22 protein-coding genes are annotated in these 21,818 nt (G+C 67.4%); 10 read left to right on the forward strand and 12 right to left on the reverse strand.

Annotated elements, in window-relative coordinates:
• From H3H55_RS16425 to H3H55_RS16455, 7 genes are all read right to left on the reverse strand, one after another.
• Positions 1-918, reverse strand: coding sequence for an ABC transporter permease subunit (locus H3H55_RS16425; RefSeq protein WP_129513191.1), 918 nt, complete (start codon positions 916-918; stop codon positions 1-3).
• Positions 919-922: 4 nt separating this feature from the next.
• Complete coding sequence (locus H3H55_RS16430; RefSeq protein ID WP_011353491.1) at positions 923-1,933, reverse strand: ABC transporter permease subunit; 1,011 nt, start codon at positions 1,931-1,933, stop codon at positions 923-925.
• A gap of 116 nt (positions 1,934-2,049) precedes the next feature.
• Positions 2,050-3,678, reverse strand: a complete 1,629-nt coding sequence (locus H3H55_RS16435) for an ABC transporter substrate-binding protein (RefSeq protein WP_193099361.1) — start codon at positions 3,676-3,678, stop codon at positions 2,050-2,052.
• Between the two features lie 314 nt (positions 3,679-3,992).
• On the reverse strand, positions 3,993-5,300 hold the full coding sequence (locus tag H3H55_RS16440) for an MFS transporter (protein WP_048248306.1): 1,308 nt from the start codon (positions 5,298-5,300) through the stop codon (positions 3,993-3,995).
• Positions 5,301-5,488: 188 nt separating this feature from the next.
• Entirely contained in the window at positions 5,489-5,800 is a 312-nt protein-coding gene (locus H3H55_RS16445) for a high-potential iron-sulfur protein (protein WP_048248305.1), read from the reverse strand.
• Positions 5,801-5,937: 137 nt separating this feature from the next.
• Positions 5,938-7,047 carry an NAD(P)/FAD-dependent oxidoreductase gene (locus tag H3H55_RS16450; RefSeq protein WP_129513193.1) on the reverse strand — a complete coding sequence of 370 codons (1,110 nt, stop codon included), beginning with the start codon at positions 7,045-7,047 and terminating at the stop codon, positions 5,938-5,940.
• A gap of 121 nt (positions 7,048-7,168) precedes the next feature.
• The gene (locus H3H55_RS16455) at positions 7,169-8,149 is read right to left on the reverse strand and encodes an AAA family ATPase (protein WP_129513194.1); all 981 of its coding nucleotides are present in this window, start codon (positions 8,147-8,149) and stop codon (positions 7,169-7,171) included.
• Between the two features lie 239 nt (positions 8,150-8,388).
• Here H3H55_RS16455 and H3H55_RS16460 point away from each other — a divergent pair, with 239 nt between their 5' ends.
• The 10 genes from H3H55_RS16460 (at position 8,389) to H3H55_RS16505 (ending at position 18,179) form a co-directional block, all read left to right on the forward strand.
• Entirely contained in the window at positions 8,389-9,108 is a 720-nt protein-coding gene (locus H3H55_RS16460; RefSeq protein WP_193099362.1) for a nitroreductase, read from the forward strand.
• A 146-nt stretch (positions 9,109-9,254) separates the two neighbouring features.
• Entirely contained in the window at positions 9,255-9,743 is a 489-nt protein-coding gene (locus H3H55_RS16465) for a hypothetical protein (protein ID WP_129513196.1), read from the forward strand.
• A gap of 5 nt (positions 9,744-9,748) precedes the next feature.
• On the forward strand, positions 9,749-10,564 hold the full coding sequence (locus H3H55_RS16470) for an endonuclease/exonuclease/phosphatase family protein (protein WP_129513197.1): 816 nt from the start codon (positions 9,749-9,751) through the stop codon (positions 10,562-10,564).
• A 109-nt stretch (positions 10,565-10,673) separates the two neighbouring features.
• The gene (locus tag H3H55_RS16475) at positions 10,674-11,321 is read left to right on the forward strand and encodes a LysE family translocator (protein WP_193099363.1); all 648 of its coding nucleotides are present in this window, start codon (positions 10,674-10,676) and stop codon (positions 11,319-11,321) included.
• Between the two features lie 227 nt (positions 11,322-11,548).
• Complete coding sequence (locus tag H3H55_RS16480) at positions 11,549-12,319, forward strand: ferredoxin--NADP reductase (RefSeq protein WP_129513199.1); 771 nt, start codon at positions 11,549-11,551, stop codon at positions 12,317-12,319.
• A gap of 416 nt (positions 12,320-12,735) precedes the next feature.
• Positions 12,736-13,551, forward strand: a complete 816-nt coding sequence (rqpS, locus tag H3H55_RS16485; RefSeq protein WP_193099364.1) for a quorum system sensor histidine kinase RqpS — start codon at positions 12,736-12,738, stop codon at positions 13,549-13,551.
• Between the two features lie 7 nt (positions 13,552-13,558).
• Entirely contained in the window at positions 13,559-14,215 is a 657-nt protein-coding gene (gene rqpR, locus H3H55_RS16490) for a response regulator transcription factor RqpR (protein WP_048248296.1), read from the forward strand.
• A 216-nt stretch (positions 14,216-14,431) separates the two neighbouring features.
• Positions 14,432-15,838: an amino acid permease gene (locus H3H55_RS16495; protein ID WP_129513201.1), complete on the forward strand. Its 1,407-nt coding sequence runs from the start codon at positions 14,432-14,434 to the stop codon at positions 15,836-15,838.
• 546 nt (positions 15,839-16,384) lie between these two features.
• Positions 16,385-16,888 (forward strand): hypothetical protein, encoded by a 504-nt coding sequence (locus tag H3H55_RS16500; protein WP_048252171.1) that lies wholly within the window; start codon positions 16,385-16,387, stop codon positions 16,886-16,888.
• 265 nt (positions 16,889-17,153) lie between these two features.
• A complete protein-coding gene (locus H3H55_RS16505; RefSeq protein WP_129513202.1) occupies positions 17,154-18,179 on the forward strand; it encodes an XdhC family protein in 1,026 nt (341 codons plus the stop codon).
• A 91-nt stretch (positions 18,180-18,270) separates the two neighbouring features.
• Here H3H55_RS16505 and H3H55_RS16510 read toward each other — a convergent pair whose 3' ends face one another.
• From H3H55_RS16510 to fliS, 5 genes are all read right to left on the reverse strand, one after another.
• Entirely contained in the window at positions 18,271-18,990 is a 720-nt protein-coding gene (locus H3H55_RS16510) for a PepSY-associated TM helix domain-containing protein (protein WP_193099365.1), read from the reverse strand.
• 269 nt (positions 18,991-19,259) lie between these two features.
• Positions 19,260-19,577 (reverse strand): EscU/YscU/HrcU family type III secretion system export apparatus switch protein, encoded by a 318-nt coding sequence (locus H3H55_RS16515; RefSeq protein WP_129513204.1) that lies wholly within the window; start codon positions 19,575-19,577, stop codon positions 19,260-19,262.
• Complete coding sequence (locus tag H3H55_RS16520) at positions 19,574-20,944, reverse strand: flagellar hook-length control protein FliK (protein ID WP_193099366.1); 1,371 nt, start codon at positions 20,942-20,944, stop codon at positions 19,574-19,576. Before H3H55_RS16520 ends, H3H55_RS16515 begins: the two co-directional genes overlap by 4 nt.
• A 94-nt stretch (positions 20,945-21,038) precedes the next feature.
• The gene (locus H3H55_RS16525; RefSeq protein ID WP_129513206.1) at positions 21,039-21,371 is read right to left on the reverse strand and encodes a flagellar protein FliT; all 333 of its coding nucleotides are present in this window, start codon (positions 21,369-21,371) and stop codon (positions 21,039-21,041) included.
• A complete protein-coding gene (fliS, locus tag H3H55_RS16530) occupies positions 21,368-21,802 on the reverse strand; it encodes a flagellar export chaperone FliS (RefSeq protein WP_129513207.1) in 435 nt (144 codons plus the stop codon). The genes H3H55_RS16525 and fliS overlap by 4 nt, the downstream gene beginning before the upstream one ends.
• Positions 21,803-21,818 lie beyond the last annotated feature (16 nt).

Consider the following 21,818-nt stretch of genomic DNA (forward strand, 5'->3'; position numbering starts at 1 on the left):
TCACGCCATCCGTTTCAGTTTGGGATCGAGCGCGTCGCGCAGCCCGTCGCCGAGCAGGTTGATCGCAAGCACCGAAATCAGGATCGACAGGCCGGGCATCGTCACGATCCACCATGCGTTGTCGATGTAGTCGCGTGCGGACGCCAGCATCGCGCCCCACTCGGCGGTCGGCGGCTGAACGCCGAGACCGAGGAAGCCGAGCGCGGCTGCATCGAGGATCGCCGACGAGAAGCCGAGGGTCGCCTGCACGATCAGCGGCGCCGTGCAGTTGGGCAGCACCTGCGAGAACATCAGGCGCAGCGTGCCGGCACCGGCCACGCGCGACGCGGTCACGTATTCCTTCTGCAGCTCGCCGAGCGCCGACGCGCGCGTGAGGCGCACATAGGCCGGCAGCGCGACGATCGCGATCGCGAACATCGTGTTGATGAGGCCCGGGCCGATGATCGCGACGACCGCGACCGCGAGCAGCAGCGACGGCAGCGCGAGCAGCACGTCCATGATGCGCATCACGGGCGTGTCGGCCCACTTCTGGAAGAACGCGGCGACGAGCCCGAGCACGATGCCGGGGATCAGCGCGAGCACGACCGACACGAAGCCGATCCAGAACGACATCCGCGCGCCGTACATCAGGCGCGAAAGAATGTCGCGACCCGCTTCGTCGGTGCCGAGGATGAATTTCCAGTTGCCGCCGTCGAGCCATGCGGGCGGGATCTTCACGTAGTCGCGGTATTGCTCGACCGGGCTGTGCGGCGCGATCAGCGGCGCGAGGAGCGCGATCAGGATCAGCGTGAGCACGACGATGCCGGCGCCGACGGCGCCGCGGTTGCGCGAGAAGTTGGCCCAGAACTCGCGCAGCGCGAGCGCACGGCCGCCGGCCGGCGCGGTTTCGGTCGGCAGGGTGTTTTGCAGATTGCTCATGGAATTACCTCGTGTGGCGGATGCGCGGATTCAGCACGCCGTACAGCAGGTCGACGACCAGGTTCACGACGATCACGAGCGTCGCGATCAGCAGGATGCCGCCCTGGACGACCGGATAGTCGCGGCGGCCGATCGCATCGATCAGCCACTTGCCGACACCGGGCCACGAAAAGAGCGTCTCGGTCAGCACGGCGCCCGCGAGCAGCGTGCCGATCTGCAGGCCGATCACGGTAACGACCGGGATCAGCGCATTGCGCAGCGCATGCACGACGACCACGCGCGCGGGCGACAGCCCCTTCGCGCGGGCGGTGCGGATGTAGTCCTCGCGCAGCACTTCGAGCATCGACGAGCGCGTCATCCGCGCGATCACCGCGAGCGGGATCGTGCCGAGCACGATCGCGGGCAGGATCAGGTGGCTGACCGCCGACTTGAACGAGCCTTCGTCCGGCGCGAGCAGCGCGTCGATCAGCATGAAGCCCGTCGGGTGCGGGAAGTCGTATTCGACGGCGATGCGCCCCGACACGGGCGTCCAGCCGAGGTATGACGAAAACACCATGATGAGGATCAGCCCCCACCAGAAGATCGGCATCGAATAGCCGGTGAGCGCGGTGCCCATCACGCCGTGGTCGACGACCGAGCCGCGCCGCAGCGCGGCGATCACGCCGGCCGGCAGCCCGACCGCGAGCGCGAACACGAGCGCGCACAGCGACAGCTCGACGGTCGCCGGGAAGCGCGCAAAGAACTCGCCCGCGACGCTCGTGTTGGTGATGATCGACGTGCCGAGGTCGCCATGCAGCGCACGGCCGATGTAGTGGAGGTACTGCATGGGCAGCGGCTGGTCGAGCCCGAGGCGTTTCATCGCCTCCGCATGCATGGCGGGATCGACGCCGCGCTCGCCCATCATCACTTCGATGGGGTCGCCCGGTATCAGGTGAATCAGCGCAAACGCCAGGATGGTGATGCCGATGAAAGTCGGGATCACCATGCCCACGCGGCGCAACACGAATGTGAACATGATGCGTCTCGTATTTTCTTGTGGGAAATGTGCGACCGGCGACGGGAAGCTCGTGGCCTCCCGCCGCCGGATGAATTACCGGTTTCGGTCTTCGTAGACAGCTTACGCCGGTCGTATTACTTCACGCCGACACCGTCGAAGCGTGCATAGCCGAGCGGCTCGATGCGCATGTCAACGACGTTCTTGCGCACCGGCTGGTACACCGTCGAGTTCGCGATCGGCGAGAACGGCAGCTGCTGCGCGAAGATCTGCTGTGCCTGCATGTAGAGCTTCGTGCGCGCGTCCTGGCCCGTCGTCGTGCGGCCCTTCTGGACCAGTTCGTCGAACGGCTTGTAGCACCAGTGCGAGAAGTTGTTGCCCTTGATCGCTTCGCAGCCGAGCAGCGTGCCGAGCCAGTTGTCGGGGTCGCCGTTGTCGCCCGTCCAGCCGATCAGCATCGTGTCCTGCTCACCCGTGTGGGCGCGCTTGATGTACTCGCCCCACTCGTACGTGACGATCTTCGCCTTCACGCCGATCTTCGCCCAGTCGGCCTGGATCATCTCGGCCATCAGGCGGGCGTTCGGGTTGTACGCGCGCTGCACGGGCATCGCCCACAGCGTGATCTCGAAACCGTTCGCATAACCGGCCTTCGCGAGCAGCGCCTTCGCCTTCGCGGTGTCGTTCGCGGCCATCTTCAGGTTCTTGTCGTACGACCATTGGGTCGGCGGCATCGGCGCGCTGGCGGCCTGGCCGGCACCCTGGTAGACGGATTCGAGAATCGCCTTCTTGTTGATCGCCATGTCGAGCGCCTGACGCACCTCGAGCTTGTCGACCGGCTTGTGCTCGACGTTGTACGCGAGGTAGCCGAGGTTGAAGCCCGCCTGCGACGGCATGTCGACGCCCGAATCGGCCTTCAGCGTCGCGATGTCGGCCGGACGCGGATAGCTCATCACCTGGCATTCGTTGCGCTTGATCTTCTGCACGCGCACGCCCGGATCCGGCGTGATCGAGAAGATCAGCTTCGAGATCTTCACTTCGCCCTTCTTCCAGTAATCAGGATTGCCGTCGAATCGGATCGTCGCGTCCTTCGTGTAGCTGCGGAAGATGAACGGACCCGTGCCGACCGGCTTCTGGTTGATGTCGGCGGCCTTGCCGGCCTTCATCAGCTGGTCGCCGTATTCGGCCGACAGGATCGACGCGAATTCCATCGCCATGTTCTGGATGAACGGCGCGTTCGGCTCGGCCAGCGTGAACTTCACCGTGTACGGATCGACCTTCTCGACCTTCGTGATCAGCTTGTCGAGGCCCATGTCCGTGAAGTACGGGAACGACACCGGATACGCCTTGCGGAACGCCTGGTTCGGGTCGAGCATGCGCTGGAACGAGAACAGTACGTCGTCCGCGTTGAATTCACGCGTCGGCTTGAAGAAGTCGGTCGTGTGGAACTTCACGCCGTGGCGCAGGTGGAACGTGTACACCTTGCCGTCGGGCGATACGTCCCACTTCTCGGCGAGCCCCGGCTCGACCTTGGTGCCGCCGCGCTCGAATTCGACGAGACGGTTGTAGACGGTGAACGTGGCGGCGGTGAAATCGACGCCGGTCGTAAATTGCGCGGAATCGAAACCCGCCGGGCTGCCTTCTGAGCAGTAGACGAGCGTTTTGTTCGGGATCTGTGCGAATGCAGAGCCCGCGACGCCGAGCGATGCCGCTGCCACGCCTGCAATGGCGGTAACACGCAGGGTGTGCAACAGACGGTTGTATTCCATGTTTCCTCCAGGTCTCCAGATCGGAACCGGTCCCGCCAGGGGCCGGTGTACGCGGATATTACTTGAGCTAACGATAGTGCAACAAGCAGGAGAAAAAACTCTTCTAGACACGCGCGCGCGGGTTTTTGCGGATGTATTGCGCCGGCGAAAAATGCGAAAACGCGCGCGAGCGACAGTTCCGTTCATCCCGCGCAAGTTTCCTTCGACCACTAAACAATTCGGGCGCGAATGCGAACGCGAACCGTGACGTTTTCCGCGTCGGGCCGCACATCATTGCGTTTTGCGAAACGATCCGATGACGCGCCCGTAGGCCGTCAGGCCGGCGCGTCGAGGTCGGCGCTGCGCGCGGGCACGAACGCGACCGCGACGATCGACAGCGCGAGCCCCGCCATCACGTAATAGGTCGGCGCGAGCGGCGTGCCCGTGACCTTGATCAGCCACGTGACGATGAACTGTCCGAAGCCGCCGAACAGCATCACCGCGACGTTGTAGGCGATCGACAGCCCGGTCGAGCGCACGTTGGCCGGGAACAGCTCGGCGATCATCGCGCCGAACGGCCCGTAATAGCCGGCGAGCGTCACCGACAGCACGGCCTGCACCGCGATCAGCCGCCCGATGCTCGGCGCCGCGTCGAGCCACGCGAACAGCGGATACATCAGCGCGAGCGTCAGCACGAGCGACCACAGCGACAGCCCCTTGCGGCCGATGCGGTCCGACCACGCGCCCGCGACCGGCGACAGCACCATCAGCAGCAGGTTGCCGACGATCACCGCGTAGAACGATTCGGCGTAGGGCAGCTTCAGCTGCTTCACCGCGAAGGTCGGCAGATAGCTGATCAGCACGTAGATCGTCACCGTCAGCGCGATCACCGAGCCGAGCCCGCACAGCACCTCGCGCGGGTGGCGCGTGAACACGTCGCCGAGCGTCGCGCGGGGCGCGCTCTGCTGCGCATGCAGGAACGCTTCCGAATCGGCCAGATGGCGGCGGATGTAGAAACCGATCGGGCCGATCACGAGCCCGAGGACGAACGGCACGCGCCAGCCCCAGCTGTGCAGCGCGTCGTGCGACAGCCCGCGCGTGACGGCCGCGCCGACGAGCGCGCCGATCAGCAGCGCGGCCGCCTGGCTCGCCATCTGCCAACTGCCGTAGAAACCGCGTTTCGAGAACGGCGCGGCCTCGATCAGCAGCGCCGTCGCGCTGCCGAATTCGCCACCCGCGGAGAAGCCCTGCAGCAGGCGGCCGAGCACGATCAGGATCGGGCCGCCGATGCCGATCGCCGCATACGGCGGCGCGATCGCGAGCAGGAAGATGCCGGCGGTCATCAGCAGGATCACGAGCGACAGCGCGGCCTTGCGACCGGCGCGGTCCGCGTACAGCCCGAACACGATGCCGCCGATCGGGCGCATGAAGAACGCGACGCCGAACGTCGCGGTGGTCAGGAGCAGCGACGAATATTCGCTGGAGGTCGGGAAGAACAGCTCGGCGATCACGACCGTCATGAAACCGAACACCGTGAAGTCGTACCACTCGAGCGCATTGCCGATCACGGCAGCCGCGACCGCGCGCCGGTTCAGCGCACGCTCGGGCCGGATCGTTTTCGTTGAATTCGCAATCGTCGCCATGCTGCCTCGTCCTCGTGAATTCGCCGTGTCGGCCGGCGCGGCACGCGGTGTGCCGCAGCGCGCTGGTTTGCAGCGAGTGTAGAAAGCGACGGAACCGTTTTCAAGCAATAAAAACGCCCGCCATCTTTCGATGGCGGGCGTTTTGCGGTTTTCGCCACATTGCGGCATCGCACGATGCCGCCGCGGCCTCAACCCATCTTCGAGAATGCGCTGCACCAGCCCTTCGCCGACACCTGCTTGCCGGGGAAGGCACCGCACGGGCCCGAAGCCGAACCCTTCTTGCCCTGGTACAGCATGCAGGCCGCACAATCCTGGCCCGCTGCGTATTTCGGGTACTTCGTCTTGTCGACCTTCGTGGCATCGGCCTTGTAGCCGAGCGCCACCGCGGTCGGATCGGTTTCCGACAGCATCGGCGCATCGGCCAGCGCTTCGCGCGACAGCGCCAGCGCGGAGACGACGCCAACGCTCGTAATCAGGAAACTCCGACGGGATGTTTTCATGGGGGACTCGCTCCAACGTTATCGGTTTGAAAGCTGTTCTGGCGACAGCCGTTCGACAGAATAACGCTCAAGCGAATAAATGTGCGCGCCGAAATCCTGGAGATAAGGAATTTCACACGGCCGGCGCGCGCGCCGCGTCAGCGGTAAGCCGCCATGTCGCCCACGCGCTGCGCGAGCGCGAGCGACGCGGTGAGCCCCGGCGACTCGATGCCGAACAGGTTCACGAGCCCGCGCACGCCATGCTGCGCGGCGCCCTGCACGATGAAATCGGCCGGCGGCTCGCCGGGCCCCGCGAGCTTCGGCCGGATGCCCGCGTACGCCGGCTGCAGCGCGTCGTCGGGCAGGCCCGGCCAGAACGCGCGGATCGACGCGTAAAACGCGCTCGCGCGGGCCGGATCCACTTCGTAGCGCAGCGAATCGCACCATTCGACATCCGGCCCGAAGCGCGCCTGCCCGGCCAAGTCGAGCGTCAGGTGCACGCCGAGCCCCGCGCGGTCGGGCATCGGGTAGATCAGGTGCGAGAACGGCGCGCGACCCGACAGGCTGAAGTAATTGCCGCGCGCGAGATAGAGCGGCGGCACCCAGCGCGGGTCGAGGCCGCGGGTGCGGCGCGCCAGCGCCTGCGCACCGAGGCCCGCGCTGTTGATCACGCAGGCGGCCTCGATCTCGGTCGGCGCATCGCCGCCCGTGCGTACGACGAAACGCCCGCCGCGCAGCACGTCGATCGATTCGACCGGGGATTTCAGCGCGCACACGGCGCCGTCGCGTTCCGCGGCGCCGAGCAGCGCGAGCATCAGCTGGTGGCTGTCGACGATGCCGGTGGACGGCGAGAACAGCGCCGCCACGCATTCGAGCGCGGGTTCGAGCGTCTGCGCCTCGGCATGCGTGAGCGGCAGCAGGTCGAGCACGCCGTTTTCGGCCGCGCGCGCGGCGATCGCCTTCAACTGCTTCACCTGCGCGGCGCTCGTCGCGACGAGCAGCTTGCCGGTACGCCGGTGCGGCACGTGATGCGTCTCGCAGAATTCGTACAGCAGGTCGCGCCCGTGCACGCACGACATCGCCTTCAACGACCCGCGCGGATAGTAGAGCCCCGCGTGGATCACTTCGCTGTTGCGCGAGCTCGTGCCCGTGCCGATCGCATCGGCGGCCTCGAGCACGAGCGTGTCGCGCCCGCGTGCGGCCAGTTCGCGCGCAATCGCAAGACCGACCACGCCCGCGCCGATGACTACACAATCCATCTGCTCCATGACGTTTCGCGTCGCTAACGCGTCGAGGGGAGAGAAGAGAATTGTACGTCCCGGCTCATTCGCTTGCCGAACGGATGCGGATCGCGCCACCGCGGCGCGCGACGCGGCGCGCGCCGCCAGTTCAGAAGCCGATCGGCCGGCGCTTCGCGGCGCCCTCGTCGGCGCGGATGTCGCCCGGCGCGATCGCGTCGCGGCCATCGAGCCGCGCGGCGCCGAATGCGTGCAGCAGCGCGCGGCGCATCGTGCGCGGCGGCGTCGCGGCGAGCACGTCGAGCGCGTCGTCGCCGAGCATCTCGGGGAAACGCCGCCCCCACGCATGCGACGTGCGGATCTCGTCGTAGATCGTCTGCGCGATCCGGCGCGCGCCGGCCGCATCGGGCGGCGCGATCTCGTACACGTTCATCCGGTTGAGCAGCGGCTCCGGAATCGCCTGCGCGTCGTTCGCGGTCGCGATCCAGATCACGTTGCCCGCATCGATCGGCACTTCCGCGAATTCGTCGACGAACGCGCGCGCGGTGTCGTGCTCGAGCAACGCATACAGCGCACCGAGCGGATCGTATTGCGCGTCGCTGCCGGCCTTGTCGATCTCGTCGACCGCGATCACCGGGTTCGCGTAGCTGCCGTTCACCAGCGCCTCGAACACCTTGCCCGGCTTCGCGTTCTTCCATTGCGACGACGCGCCCGACAGGATCCAGCCGGCCGTCAGCGAACTCATCGGCACGTAGTGGTATGCGGTGCCGAGCAGTTGCGCGAGCGCCTTCGCGAAATGCGTCTTGCCGATGCCGGGCGGCCCGAGCAGCAGGATCGGCATCAGTTCGAGCCGGTCGTCCGTTTCGAGGCACAACGCGACCTGCTTGCGCACATCGCCGAGCGGCTCGGTGAAATTCGGCAACGCGTCGCCGAGCGTGTCGAACGACGGCATCCGGTTCGGCTTCACGCAGAAGCGCAGATTGCCGGTCTTGAGCATCCTCTCGTAGGTCGCGCGCAGTGCGTCGCTCGCGCTCTCGTTCAGGTCGCTCAGCGCGGTCTCGACCTGCTCGAGGTCGTACACCGTGCTGAAGGACGCCACCGCCAGTTCCTGTTTCACCATCGCCGTCGTCATACCAACCTCGCTGCCGCTTGCTGTCACACAACCATCAGACCCTTACGATTTCAGTGTAGCGGTCCCGTAACCGCACGCAAGCAAGCAGCCGCGCGAGTGTGCTGCTAACAGCCGGCGCGCGCTGCACGCCTGCACACCGCGGCGTATGATCGTCGGTTCACCCACCCATTCAACCGCCGAGCCGGCCCTCGCCGACGGCGCCCGCGCGGCGCGTCGCGCCCGGTCCCGAAGGTATGCCGATGTCCGTTCCCACTGCCTCTGCGCGCGTCGATGCCGATGCGATCGGCGCCGTCGACGCGGCGCTCACGTCGCGCCGCGCGATCCGCGCGTTCCTGCCGACACCCGTGCCACGCGACACGCTCGAGGCGATCCTCGAAGCCGCGAGCCGCGCGCCGTCGGGCACCAACATCCAGCCGTGGCGCGTGTACGTCGCGACGGGCGCCACGCGCGATGCGCTCGCCGCCGCGCTGAGCGCAGCCCACGACGATCCCGCGCGCGACGAAAAATACGTCGCCGAGTACGACTACTACCCGCGCGAATGGGTGTCGCCGTATATCGACCGGCGCCGCAAGGTCGGCTGGGACCTGTACGGCCTGTTGACCATCGGCCGCGACGAGAAGGCGCGCATGCACGCGCAGCACGCGCGCAACTTCCGTTTCTTCGATGCGCCGGTCGCGTTGTTCTTCACGCTCGATCGCGTGATGACGCACGGTGCATGGCTCGACTGCGGGATGTTCCTGCACGGCGTGATGACGGCCGCGCGCGCACGCGGGCTCGATACCTGCCCGCAGGCCGCGTTCGTGCCGTTTCACCGGATCGTCGCCGAACACCTCGGCATTCCCGCCAACGAACAATTCGTCTGCGGCATGTCGCTCGGCCATGCGGACCCCGACGCGATCGAGAACCGCCTCGTCACCGAGCGCGCGCCGGTCGCCGAGTTCGCGCGCTTTTTCGCTTGAAAACACGTGACGCGGCCCTACCTTTCGAAGAGGGCCGCCTCGCGCGGCGAACCTGTCGCGGCGGGTCCTGTCACATCACGATCGAAATCGTTCGGGCGTAAGATGTGCGTCCGTTCCCCGCTATTCCGCGTTTCCGGAGACGTTTCATGCTGAAACACGGCCTGGCCGTCCTGCTCGCGAGCATCGCGCTCGCCGCCCATGCGCAGAGCCCCGCGCCGGCCTCCGTCGCGTGGGAGATCCAGGTGGTGCGCGACGGTCAGACGATCGACACGTTCCAGCAACGCACCACCGTGGGTCAGACCCGCACCGATACCCATCGTTATCCGTCCGCCGTGCCGGTCGGCTGCGGCAATGCCGCGCGCGTCGTGCCGACCGAGCGCTCGCGCTCGGTGACGGTCGCGCCGCTCGCGGTCGACGCTAGCGCGAACACGGTGTCGCTCGCGCTCGACGTGCAGGAAACGCTCGACGACGAGAACGCGACGCGCAGCGATCCGTGCGTGCCCGCATCGCCGCGGCAGATCGTCGCAAGCCACCCCGGCCTGTCGGTTGGCGGCGACGCGTGGACCGACTGGACGCTCGTCGAACAGCACCCGCACCTCGTGTACCGCGTGCGGGCGCACGTCGCGAAGGACTGAACGTCATGTCCGCCGACGCCCTGTCCCTGCCGTTCGCCGAACCGCACGCCGCGCCCGACGAAATCACCGCGGTCAGCTGGAACCTGCACAAGGGCCGCTCGCCGCTCGGCTTCACCGCGTGGAACGCGATGCGCAACTGGATGCAGTCGACGCACGCCGACGTGTATTTCCTGCAGGAAGCGATGGCGCGCCGCATGCCGCGCCCCGTGCTCGCGCCCGGCTTCGGCGCGCAGATCGACGACGCGGTCGACGACGTGTGGCACTGCCAGGCCACCGAGATCGCGCATGCGCTCGACTGGCAGATCGCGCTCGGGCCGAACGTGTTCAAGCCGTCGTGGCGGCACGGCAACGCGATCCTGTCGCCGCATCCGCTCGACCTCGGCGGCCGCTGGGACATCTCCGCGCACCGCTTCGAACGGCGCGGGTTGCTCGTCGCGCGCGCGACGCTCGCCGGCGCGCGCCCGGTCACGCTGCTGTGCGCGCACCTCGCGCTCACGCGCGCCGCGCGGCTGCGCCAGATGCACTGGATCGCGCACTGGATCGTGCGCAACGCGGGCGACGGCCCGCTGATGCTCGCCGGCGACTTCAACGACTGGCGCAACGATTCCGTCGCGCTGTTCGGCGAGATCGGGATGTCCGAGGTCGCGACGCTGCTCGGCGAATCGGGCCGCACGTTCCCCGCGTTCTCGCCGGCGCTCGCGCTCGACAAGATGTTCGTGCGCGGCCTGACGCCGCTCGAATGGCGCGCGCCGTCCGGCGAGGCCGCGTGGCTGTCGGACCACCTGCCGTACATCGCGCGCCTGCGCCTCGATCCGCCATAACGATCCCGCTCGCGGTTCGATCACGTTCCGCTGAAGCACGGCCGCGCGGCGCACGTTACATTAACGGCTTGCCCATCCCGCCACCGCCCCGCCCCGGGGCCGCGCCGCCATGTCCTACCTGCCGATCCTGCTGCAAATCGCCGTCGTCTATCTCGTCGCGGCAATCACGCCCGGCCCGAATTTCTTCATGATTTCGCAACTGTCGCTCGCGGGGCGGCGCAGCCTCGGCGCCGCGTCGGCGCTCGGCGTCGGCACCGCGTCGATCGCATGGGCGACGCTCGCGATGCTCGGCCTCGCGGCCGTGCTGCACCAGGTCGAATGGCTGTACGAGGCGATCCGGATCGGCGGCGCCGTGTATCTCGTGTATTTCGGCTTCAAGCTGCTGCGCTCGGGCGTGCGCCGCGACGCGGCGCCGGCCGACGCGCCGGACGAACCCGCGCCGCTGGCCGCGCCGCACGCGCGCGACTACCTGCGCGCCTATCGCAGCGGCCTGTTCACCTGCCTGACGAACCCGAAATCGTGCGCGTTCTGGACCAGCGTGTTCGCGGCGATGCTGCCCGCGCACGTGCCGCTGTGGTTTAACGGCGCGGTGCTGGTGACGATCGGCGTGCTGTCGGCCGGCTGGTATTCGTGCGTCGCGTACCTGTTCGCGAGCCCGCGCGCGCAGCGCGGCTACCGGCGCGTGCGGCGCCCGCTCGACGCGCTGTGCGGGGTGGCGCTCGTCGGCCTCGGCGCGAAACTCGCGGCCGATCGCTGAAAGCGATTTGAAATAATACGTTGCGCCAAATCCGCGCCACCACGGGGGTCAAGCCCGCGATCAGCGCCAACAGGGTAAAATAACCAGTTCGTCAATCGTCTGTCATCGAGAAGGCGCGTGTCCGACGCGCCGGCCGGCCGATCCGCGATCGGGCCGTCGCACTCGGTTTTTTTGCCCGTTTTTGGGCCCGTTACACGCGTTCGCCACGCGCGTCCGTTTTCAAAGCCATGAGCAAATACGACACCGCCACCGTCCAATCCGTCCACCACTGGACCGACACGCTTTTCAGCTTCACCTGCAGCCGTGAGGCGAGCCTGCGCTTCAACAACGGCGAATTCACGATGGTCGGCCTCGAGGTCGACGGCAAGCCGCTCGCGCGCGCCTACTCGATCGTCAGCCCGAACTACGAAGAGCATCTCGAATTCTTCAGCATCAAGGTGCAGAACGGCCCGCTGACGTCGCGCCTGCAGCACCTGAAGGTGGGCGACACCGTGCTGATCGGCAAGAAGCCGACGGGCACGCTCGTCGCCGACAACCTGCTGCCGGGCAAGACGCTGTGGATGCTGTCGACCGGCACGGGCCTCGCGCCGTTCATGTCGATCATCCGCGATCCGGACATCTACGACCGCTTCGACAAGGTGATCCTGACGCACACGTGCCGCCTGAAGGGCGAGCTCGCGTACATGGACTACATCAAGCACGACCTGCCGGGCCACGAGTACCTGGGCGACATCATCAAGGAAAAGCTCATCTACTACCCGACGGTCACGCGCGAAGCGTTCGACAACGAAGGCCGGATCACCGACCTGATCGCGACGGGCAAGCTGTTCACGGATCTCGACGTCCCGCCGTTCTCGCCGGAAAACGACCGCGTGATGCTGTGCGGCAGCACCGCGATGCTGAAGGACACGACCGACCTGCTGAAGCAGGCCGGCCTCGTCGAAGGCAAGAACAGCGCACCGGGCCACTACGTGATCGAGCGCGCATTCGTGGACTGATCCGCCCCCGAAATTTGTGCGGCATCAAAAACCGGAGCTTTTGCTCCGGTTTTTTTTCGTCCCCACTTGGCGAATTCGTAACAAACTGGGACCATTCCATCTCAAATAGTTACATTTGGATACGTCATCGGCCGGTGCTCGGGTGTCAGTGTTTTTCCTACAACACGTTCACGCCGATTATTCACATTTACCCTTAAATGTCCGCCCGACATGACGTTTTCAGAAATTTTGAGATATTATTCGCCGCGCGTGGTTGCCGTTCGGATGACAGTGGAAGGGTCGGATGCAAGTGTTACAAGACGTAACTTTTGTTACCTCGGTAGGGGGCGATTCTCTGGCGGCGACCGTCATCGAAACGGCAGCCGATCCACGCAGCCAACCGGTGTCTGAACCGCTTTCTGACAGCAGGGAGAGTCATGGATACGTCGCTTAACGCGCCCGCGGGCGCCCACGCCCCGTTCCCGTCGCGGCAGCTCGTGCACAGCTGCGCCGCTACTCCGCCCATTGCCAAAACCCCGTCGAAACGCGACGCATCCGCCGCGCGGATCGCGGCGCTGTCCGCCCAACTTCTGGCCGCCGACGAAGCCGCCCGCCGCCACCTGGCCGGCGAGCTGCACGACGGGCTCGGCGCCGAACTCACCGCTGCGCGTTTCGCGCTCGCAAACGTTCAAACGTGGCTGCCGGCCGATACCCCGGACGGTTGTTTGCGTGCGCTGGAGCTGGCGCAGCAGGCGCTCGACGCCGCAACCGACGCCAATCGCCGGCTGATCGACGAGCGCGGCACGCCGGCGCTCGACGCGGGCGTGGTCGGCGCGCTGTCGTCGTGGGTCGACAGCCATGCGACGCGCACGGGACTGCGCACGAGCTTCGTGTGCGCGGCCGACGCGCGCCTGACGCAGATCGCCGGCGCCAGTGCGCTCGCGGTGTTCCGCGTCGCGCAGGAAGCGCTGTCGAACGTCGCGAAACACGCGCGCGCCGCGTCGGTCGACGTACGGATCGCCACCGACGGCACGCATCTGTCACTGATTGTCTCCGATGATGGGACCGGTTTCGCCCGGTCCCGCCGCACCGGCTACGGCCTCGCCGGCATGCGCGCCCGCTGCGAGGCGTTCGGCGGCAGCTTCGAGACGGCCACGCCGGAAACCGGCCACGGCACGCGCGTCACCGCGCGCTTCGCGTGGGATTCGCTGCTCGCGGTGCCCGTCGCGGCACGCCGCGCGTCGCTTTCGTGAGGTCGTCATGAGCCTGAACATCCTGCTCGTGGACGATCACGCGATCGTCCGGCAAGGGATCCGCCAGTTGCTGCTCGACCGCGGCATCGCGCGCAACGTCACCGAGGCCGAAAACGGCGGCGACGCCATGGCCGCCGCCGACAAACAGGAATTCGACGTGATCCTGCTCGACATCTCGCTGCCGGACACGAACGGCATCGAGGTGCTCAAGCGCCTGAAGCGCAAGCTGTCGCGCACGCCCGTGCTGATGTTCTCGATGTATCGCGAGGACCAGTACGCGGTGCGCGCGCTGAAGGCCGGCGCCGCCGGCTACCTGTCGAAGACGGTCAACGCCGCGCAGATGATCGGCGCGATCCAGCAGGTCGCGGCCGGCCGCAAGTACGTGAGCCCCGCGATGGCCGAGGCGCTCGCCGAATACGTGTCGTTCGAGAACGAACCGCTGCCGCACGAGAAGCTGTCCGACCGCGAATACCAGACGCTCTGCATGCTCGCGTCGGGCAAGCGGCTCACCGACATCGCGAACACGCTGTCGCTGTCCGTGAAGACGGTGAGCGTGTACCGGTCGCGGCTGCTCGAGAAGATGCGGCTGTCGAACAACGCGGAGCTGACGTTCTACGTGATGAGCAACCAGCTCGTCGACATGGCGCCCACGGCCGGCGCCTGATTCGCCCGAGACACCCGATTCGCCGGATTCAACGGCGCGGCGCGCGCCGCGTCGCCCTCAACCGCCGCCCGTCTTGCGCGCAAGCGCTTGTTTTCTCGGACGATTCCGCGACGCGCCGCTGCATCGCAGCGGGTCTTGTTCGCCAAATCGGCTAAAATTACGGGTTTTCACTCAGTCAGCGCCGCCGCGCTCGCGCGCGCTGGCGATTCATCCGCAATGTCCCTCTTCCGCAAGAAAAACGTCGATCGCATGATCGCCGGCGCACACGCCGCCGGGCTCAAGAAAGCGCTCGGCGCGATCGACCTCACCTTCCTCGGCATCGGCGCGATCATCGGCACCGGCATCTTCGTGCTGACCGGCACCGGCGCCGTGCAGGCCGGCCCCGCGCTGATGCTGTCGTTCGTGATCGCCGCGATCGCCTGCGGCCTCGCGGCGCTGTCGTACGCGGAGTTCGCATCGTCGATTCCCGTCGCCGGCTCGATCTACACGTATTCGTACGCAACGCTCGGCGAGCTCGTCGCGTGGATCATCGGCTGGGACCTGATGCTCGAGTACGGCCTCGCCGCGTCGGCCGTGTCGGTCGGCTGGTCGGGCTACCTGCAGTCGCTACTGCAGGGCTTCGGGCTGTCGCTGCCGGCCGTGCTGACGGCGGCGCCCGGCGCGGTGCCGGGCGTCGTCACGTGGTTCAACCTGCCCGCGTTCCTCGTGATGCTCGTGATCACGACGCTGCTGTCGATCGGCATCCGCGAGTCGACCCGCATCAACAACATCATGGTGTTCATCAAGGTGTCGGTGGTGCTGCTCGTGATCGCGGTCGGCATCTTCCACGTGACGCCCGCGAACTGGAAGCCGTTCATGCCGCACGGCTGGAACGGCGTGTTCGGCGCGGCGGCCGTGATGTTCTTCGCGTTCATCGGCTTCGACGCGGTGTCGTCGGCGGCCGAGGAAGTGAAGAACCCGAAGCGCGACCTGCCGATCGGCATCATCGCGTCGCTCGCGGTGTGCGCGGTGCTGTACGTGACGGTCGCGGCAGTTGCGACCGGCATCGTGCCGTCGGCGCAGTACGCGAACATCTCGCACCCGATCTCGTACGCGCTGCAGGTCGCCGGCGAGAACTGGGTCGCGGGCTTCATCGATCTCGGCGCGGTGCTCGGCATGCTGACCGTGATCCTCGTGATGAGCTACGGCCAGACGCGCGTGATCTTCGCGATGTCGCGCGACGGGCTGCTGCCGGCGACGCTGTCGCGCGTGCATCCGCGCTTCGCGACGCCGTTCCTGACGACCTGGCTCGTCGGCCTGTTCTTCGGGCTGATCGCCGCGCTCGTGCCGCTCAACGTGCTCGCCGAGCTGATCAACATCGGCACGCTCGCGGCGTTCTCGATGGTGTCGATCGCGGTGCTCGTGCTGCGTCGCACGCACCCCGACCTGCCGCGCGCGTTCCGCTGCCCCGGCGTGCCGGTGGTGCCGATCCTCGCGGTCGCGTCGTGCCTGTTCCTGATGCTGAACCTGCAGCCCATCACGTGGGCCGCGTTCGGCATCTGGCTCGTGATCGGCCTCGTGATCTACTTCCTGTACTCGCGGCATCACTCGAAGCTCGCGCACGGTCACGAAGACGCGCACTGAGCGCCGCCGTGCCGCACGCGGCACGGTGCGCACCCGCGGGGCCTGATACCGGCCTCGCACCCTCCCCACCCTTCCAACGTTCGTCACGCCGCCACGTTGCATTTCCTGCAACGATTCGGGCGGCAATTTCCATTTTCACCGATCGTTTTCCGAATACCGATATATTCGATTCGGATCAGCACATCGATCGATTAAAAATGTAATTCGATTGAATTAGATATGAATAGAAGAAAATAATCTCGCGATCGATGTTGAACTCTTGCATTCGTCAAACTAGTATTCAGGTCGGCCGAGCGCACACACCCGCCCAGCCTTGATCAGACGGGGAAGACGCCGCAGCAGGGGCGCGGCGAGATGCAATCGATTTCATCGAATCGACTTTCCATTAAACAGAAATTCATTGCGCGCTCGCAAACTAATTTTCAGCACATTTTTAATTAAGAAAAACCGAAACCGGATAACCCGGCCGCTGGTATTGAATTGCCTCCTTCCGGAGGCATGTTGCAGCACCTGTCCGAAGTTCAACAAGAATCTGAGAGGTCTGTCATGAGCAATACATTGGTTAACGTCACGGCGAAGGTCGAAATCAACGCCGCCAACAAGACGATCAGCGAGCTCAAGGATTATCAGAGCAGGAACTGGGCGATCGGGCTGAACGGGGATACGCTGGCGCCGGATGGTTTCCTGTCCTTCTTCACCGAACGCAACCTGCCATTCAGCTACTACGTGCGTGCGCGAGGCGTTTCGGTCGGCGAGCCGAGCGCATACCAGGCGAACATCGAGACGCTCACACACCACATCGCCGCGATTCGCGCATCGGAGACGAACGCGGTCAACGCAACGATCCGCGATCTCGAGCTGTACAAGTCGAAGAACTGGGCAATCGGCCTGAACGGCACGACGCTGCAGCCGGACAATTTCCTCCCGTTCTTCGGCACCCGCTCGGTGCCGTTCGAGTACTACGTGCGTAGCGGCGGCGTCGAGCTCGGCTCGTCGAGCGCGTACGACACCGACATTAGCAACCTGAAGAAGTACCTGGGCTCGCTCTGACGCATCACCCCGCCGGGCGGATCCGCCCGCCCGGCAACGCACCAGCGCGCCTCGCCCGGACCAGCCCGGGCGGGGCGCCAACCGGCTCCGCTACGGGTCTCGCCTTCGGATGGCGCGCCCGCCATCCGCGTCGCCCCGCCTTCCCGCGTCGCGGCTTCCCTGCTTCCCTGCTCGCCCCCCCTTCCTGCACGCTTGCGCCGGGCGGTTCATAATTCCGCCATCGAACGACGGGCCGCCAGGCCCGTCCTGTAACTGGAAACCGATGATGGAAAGTGTGGATCTCGACGTGCTGAAGACGAGCGCGCGCTGGCTCGAGGAAGGGCGCCGCGTACTGCTCGTCACGGTCGTGAAAACGTGGGGCTCGTCGCCGCGCCCCGAAGGCGCGACGCTCGCGGTGCGCGAGGACGGGCTCGTGGTCGGCTCCGTGTCCGGCGGGTGCATCGAGGACGACCTGATCGCTCGCGTGCACGCAAGCGGAATCGCGGCCGATGCGCGCCCGGAAGCGCTCAAGTACGGCGTGACGGCCGAGGAAGCGCACCGCTTCGGGCTGCCGTGCGGCGGCACGATCCAGCTCGTGCTCGAGCCGCTCACGCGCGACAGCGGGATTGCCGCGCTGTGCGCGGAAGTCGAGGCCGGCCGCCTCGTCACGCGCACGATGACGCTCGCGACCGGCCGTGCGTCGCTGTCGCCCGCGCAGGCGACCGACGGACTCGCGTTCGACGGCGAGCGGCTCATGACGATCCACGGGCCGCGCTACCGGATGCTCGTGATCGGCGCCGGCCAGTTGTCGCGCTATCTGTGCCAGATCGCGGTCGGGCTCGACTACCAGGTGACGGTGTGCGATCCGCGCGAGGAATACACGGATGCGTGGGACGTGCCGGGCACGCGCGTCGTGCGCACGATGCCGGACGATACGGTGCTCGACATGAAGCTCGATGCGCGTTCGGCCGTGATCGCGCTCACGCACGATCCGAAGCTCGACGATCTCGCGCTGATGGAAGCGTTGAAGACGCCCGCGTTCTACGTGGGCGCGCTCGGCTCGCGGCGCAACAACGCGGCACGGCGCGAGCGGCTGCGCGAATTCGACCTGAACGAAGCGGAACTGGGCCGGCTGCACGGGCCGGCCGGCATCTACATCGGCAGCCGGACGCCGCCGGAAATCGCGATCTCGATCCTGGCCGAGATCACTGCCGCGAAGAACAACGTGTCGCTGCCGACGATCCTGCAGGTCGAGGGCGCGAAAGCCGCTCGGGAGATCGCGGCGAACAGCGGCGCGGCCTGCGGCCTCTGATCCGCACCGGCCGGCCGCTTCGGCCGCGCCGGATGCACCAGACGCACGATCGAAACGATTCGCGCCGGCGGCACGCCGGCGCGAGCGTCGATCAGGTCAGGCCGGCGGCAAGCGCCGCGGCGACCGAACCGACGACCAGCACGACGCCGACCGTGCGGCGCTTGTTCAGCTCGGTCCACAACAGCACGCCCGTCAGCGACAGCAGGATCAGCGAGCCTGCGATCGTGTCCATCAGCAGCACCCAGCCAAGGTTCATCCCGACGCCGCGATGCAGGTTGTTCAGCGTCGTCAGGAACGTGTTGCCCGTGCGCTTCACCGACACGTAGCCATTGCCGACCCAGTATTCGGCCTGCAGGTTCTGGTGCGGCCCGAACAGGCCCATCTGCCAGTGCTCGGGCTGCATCACGCGCCGGTCGCCCCACGCAACGGCCTGCGCGGGCTCCTTGCGCATGCGGCCCGGCTTGCCGTCGAAATGCAGTTCCTGCTGCAGCCATTTCGTCATCGCGGCGGGTGTCTTCGGCACCGACGCCGGCAACGCGATCTGCATCTCCTCGACCTGCGGCTCGCCGGTCGAAATCTTCAGCGGCGGCGCGCGGTGATTGAGCAGCACGCCCGTCACGCCGAACAGCAGCCCGAGCACCGCACCCCACAGGCCGACCCAGCCGTGCACCTTGCGCAGCCACTTGATGAAGGTCGCGCGGCGCGAGCGCTGGCGGCGCGCGGCCAGTTCGTCGTCGCTCAGCGGGCGGGCCACCGGGCGCAATACCGTGACGCCTGCGCGGGGCGGATTGATCGTTTCGGGCGCGTTCACGCGAAAGTATCCATTCGTTCAAAACAACGGGCGGCGCGCAGAAATCGCACGCCGCCCGAGCAACATGAAAATGAGAATGGATATCATTACACAAATCAAATGCCGGCTCAATCCGTCCGGGGACGCAGTGGCGCGCTCGGCGAGCGAAGAAATACGAACGAAGCGCGCACGTTGCACCACGATGGCGATCGATAGACGACAAATGTCGACTAAATGACCATGCAAGGCCGAGACAGCATTTCGTAAGAGGCCGCGCGATGCCGGGCCGTTCAGCGCAGCGGCGGCAGCGGGAAACGCGGCACGGTGTCGTCCGGCGCGGGCTCGGTGCGATCGAGCGCGTACAGCCACGCGAGCAGATCCGCGACGGCCTGGTAGAGCTGCGGCGGAATGCGATCGTCGAGGTCGACCTGCATCAGCAGCGACACCATCTCCGGCGCCGTATGCACGTACAACCCCGCATCGTGTGCGCGCGCGACGATCATCTCGGCAAGCACGCCGTAACCCTTCGCGACCACGCGCGGCGCCGCATCGCCGCCTTTCGGGTCGTAGACGAGCGCGGCCGCGCGCTTGCGGGACGTCATGCTCATTGCCACGCCTCGTCGTCGGCGCCCGGTGTACGCGGCGCCGGTCCGCCGGCCGCGCCGCGCGCATACGCGGCGGCGGCGGCCTGCACGGCAAACAGGTCGAAACCGTCCGGCCCGTCGTCGACCGCGCGGATCGACAGCCCGCCGACCTGCAGCCCCGAGCCCTCGAGCCGCTGCCGCAGCGCGGCCTCGTGCCGCGCGAGGCGGTCGGCGCCCGTCTGGTTCGCCCGCAGCCGCGCGACGAGCTGCGTTCCGTTCAGCACCAGCTCCGCATCGACCGTGCCGAGCGACGGCAGCGTCAACGTCAGCCGCGTGCGCCAGGCGATGCCGTCGCCCGCGTCGTCGCCGCCGTGCGGCGCGTGGCTGCCCGGATCGTCGGGCTCGATCGTCCAGTCGAGCCGCGCGCCGGGCCACGCCTCGCCCGCCCAGCGGAACTGGTCGGTCGCGAGCGCGTCGAGCTGCTGCCGGACGATCGGCACGGCGGCCGGATGCACGGGCGCGAGCGTCTGCGCCTGCGGATCGGACGACGCGGCGGCCAGTTCGGCTCGCGCGGGCGTCCAGCGCGTGTCGGCACGCGCGTCGAGCAGATCGGCCGTGTCGTGCGGCAACGCCGCGCCCTGCCGGGCGGCCGCCGGCAAAGCCTGCGCGGGGTCGCGAGCCGGCGCGCCGCCTTGGGCCGGTGCGCCCGGTTGCGCGGCCGCCCGCGCGTTCGCGGGCAGCGGCAGGCGCTGTGCGAGCAGCTCGTCGAGCACATCGGTCGAGTCGTGCTGCGCGGCATCCGGGTCGATCGGCGCGAGCGTAGCGGTCAGGCGCGCCTGCGGCTCGCGCATCAGCGCCGCGAGCGGACGCTGGCCGGCCAGCCACTGCGCCAGATGGGATTCGTAGAAGAGGCCGCTCTCGCTCACGGCCTGCGCGAGCGCCGCGCGCAGCGCCGCGACCGGCGGCAACCCGGCCGCTTCGCGCGCAGCCTCGGCGGACGACGCCGCAGTGGACGACGCCGCGGCGGGAGCCGGCGTGGAAGGCGCGGCCGGATCGGACTCGGCCGGCGCACGCGCCGGCACGGTCGTCTCGGTCAGCAGCACGGTGGGATCGGCCAGCAGCGGCGTGCGCCCGGCAATAACCGGCGTCGCATCGCCGCCCGCGCGCGAGATCGCGTCGAGCACGCGCCCGATATCGGACAGCGCGGTCTGCGTGGAAGCCGGCGGTGCGGCGGGCGGGCTGGCGGGCGCAGGCGAGGACGACGCTCCGGCACCCGGCGTGCCGACCTGCGCGGTCGCGCCGCCGCCGGCGGGCGCCGACACGGTGCCGGTCAGCAGGCTGTCGAGACGGCTCGCCAGCAGCGCGGCTGCAACGGGGTCGATACCGGTCATGATCGGAGCCTGCTCACCTCAGCCACATCGTTGCGAATCCGGGAACGGCACATCCGTGCCGCCCTCGGGAACAGCGCGCCTGCGGTAACGGGCCCTACCCGCGCGCGCGGTAGAGATCGGTCAATACCTTGGTCGAGCGCCGCGCCTCGAACAGCGCGGACAGCCGCGCGACGTCCGGGCTCGCGAGATCGCGGATCGCGGCGTCGTCGGCCAGGATGCGGCGGATCAGGTCGAGCTTGCGGCCGAGATCCGATTCGTCGAGCGCAACGCCCGGATCGGCCTCCTTCAGCCCGTCGACGAGTTGCAGGAATTCGGCCTGCAACCCCGGCAACGCGCTCCAGTCGGCGCCGCGCGCGGCACACAGCATCCGGCCCGACACGGCTGCGAGCGCCTCGTAACGAGCGAAGTATTCGGCCTTGCGATTCATCTTGATGCTTCCACTGCCTGTTGCGCGGCCATGCGCGCGGCTTCCGGGGCAATCCCCGTCCATGCTTCCTCGAGCGTCGCGAGCAGCCCGTCGACTTCGACCAGCATCGCGTCGCTCGCCTGCGCGTTCGCTTCCAGCAGACGCCGGCCGATATACGCATAGAGCCCATCGAGCCGATCCGCGATCTCGCCGCCCACGTCGCGGTTCAGCGACGCCTTCAGGCCGCTCTCGACGATCCGGATCGCCTTGCCGATCGCTTCGCCGCGCGCGGACACGTTGCCCTGCTGCAGGTGCATGCGCGCCAGTGCAATCGCCTGCCGCGCCCCCTGGTAGAGCATCGCGATCAGCCGGTGCGGGGAGGCGCCCATCACCCCGGTCTCGACGCCGACACGCGCGTAGGCATTGGCTCCAGCGTGTCCTGGGGAAAACATGCGCATCTCCTTGTCA

Source organism: Burkholderia sp. Z1 (assembly GCF_014893795.1).
Classification (GTDB): Bacteria; Pseudomonadota; Gammaproteobacteria; order Burkholderiales; family Burkholderiaceae; genus Burkholderia; species Burkholderia theae.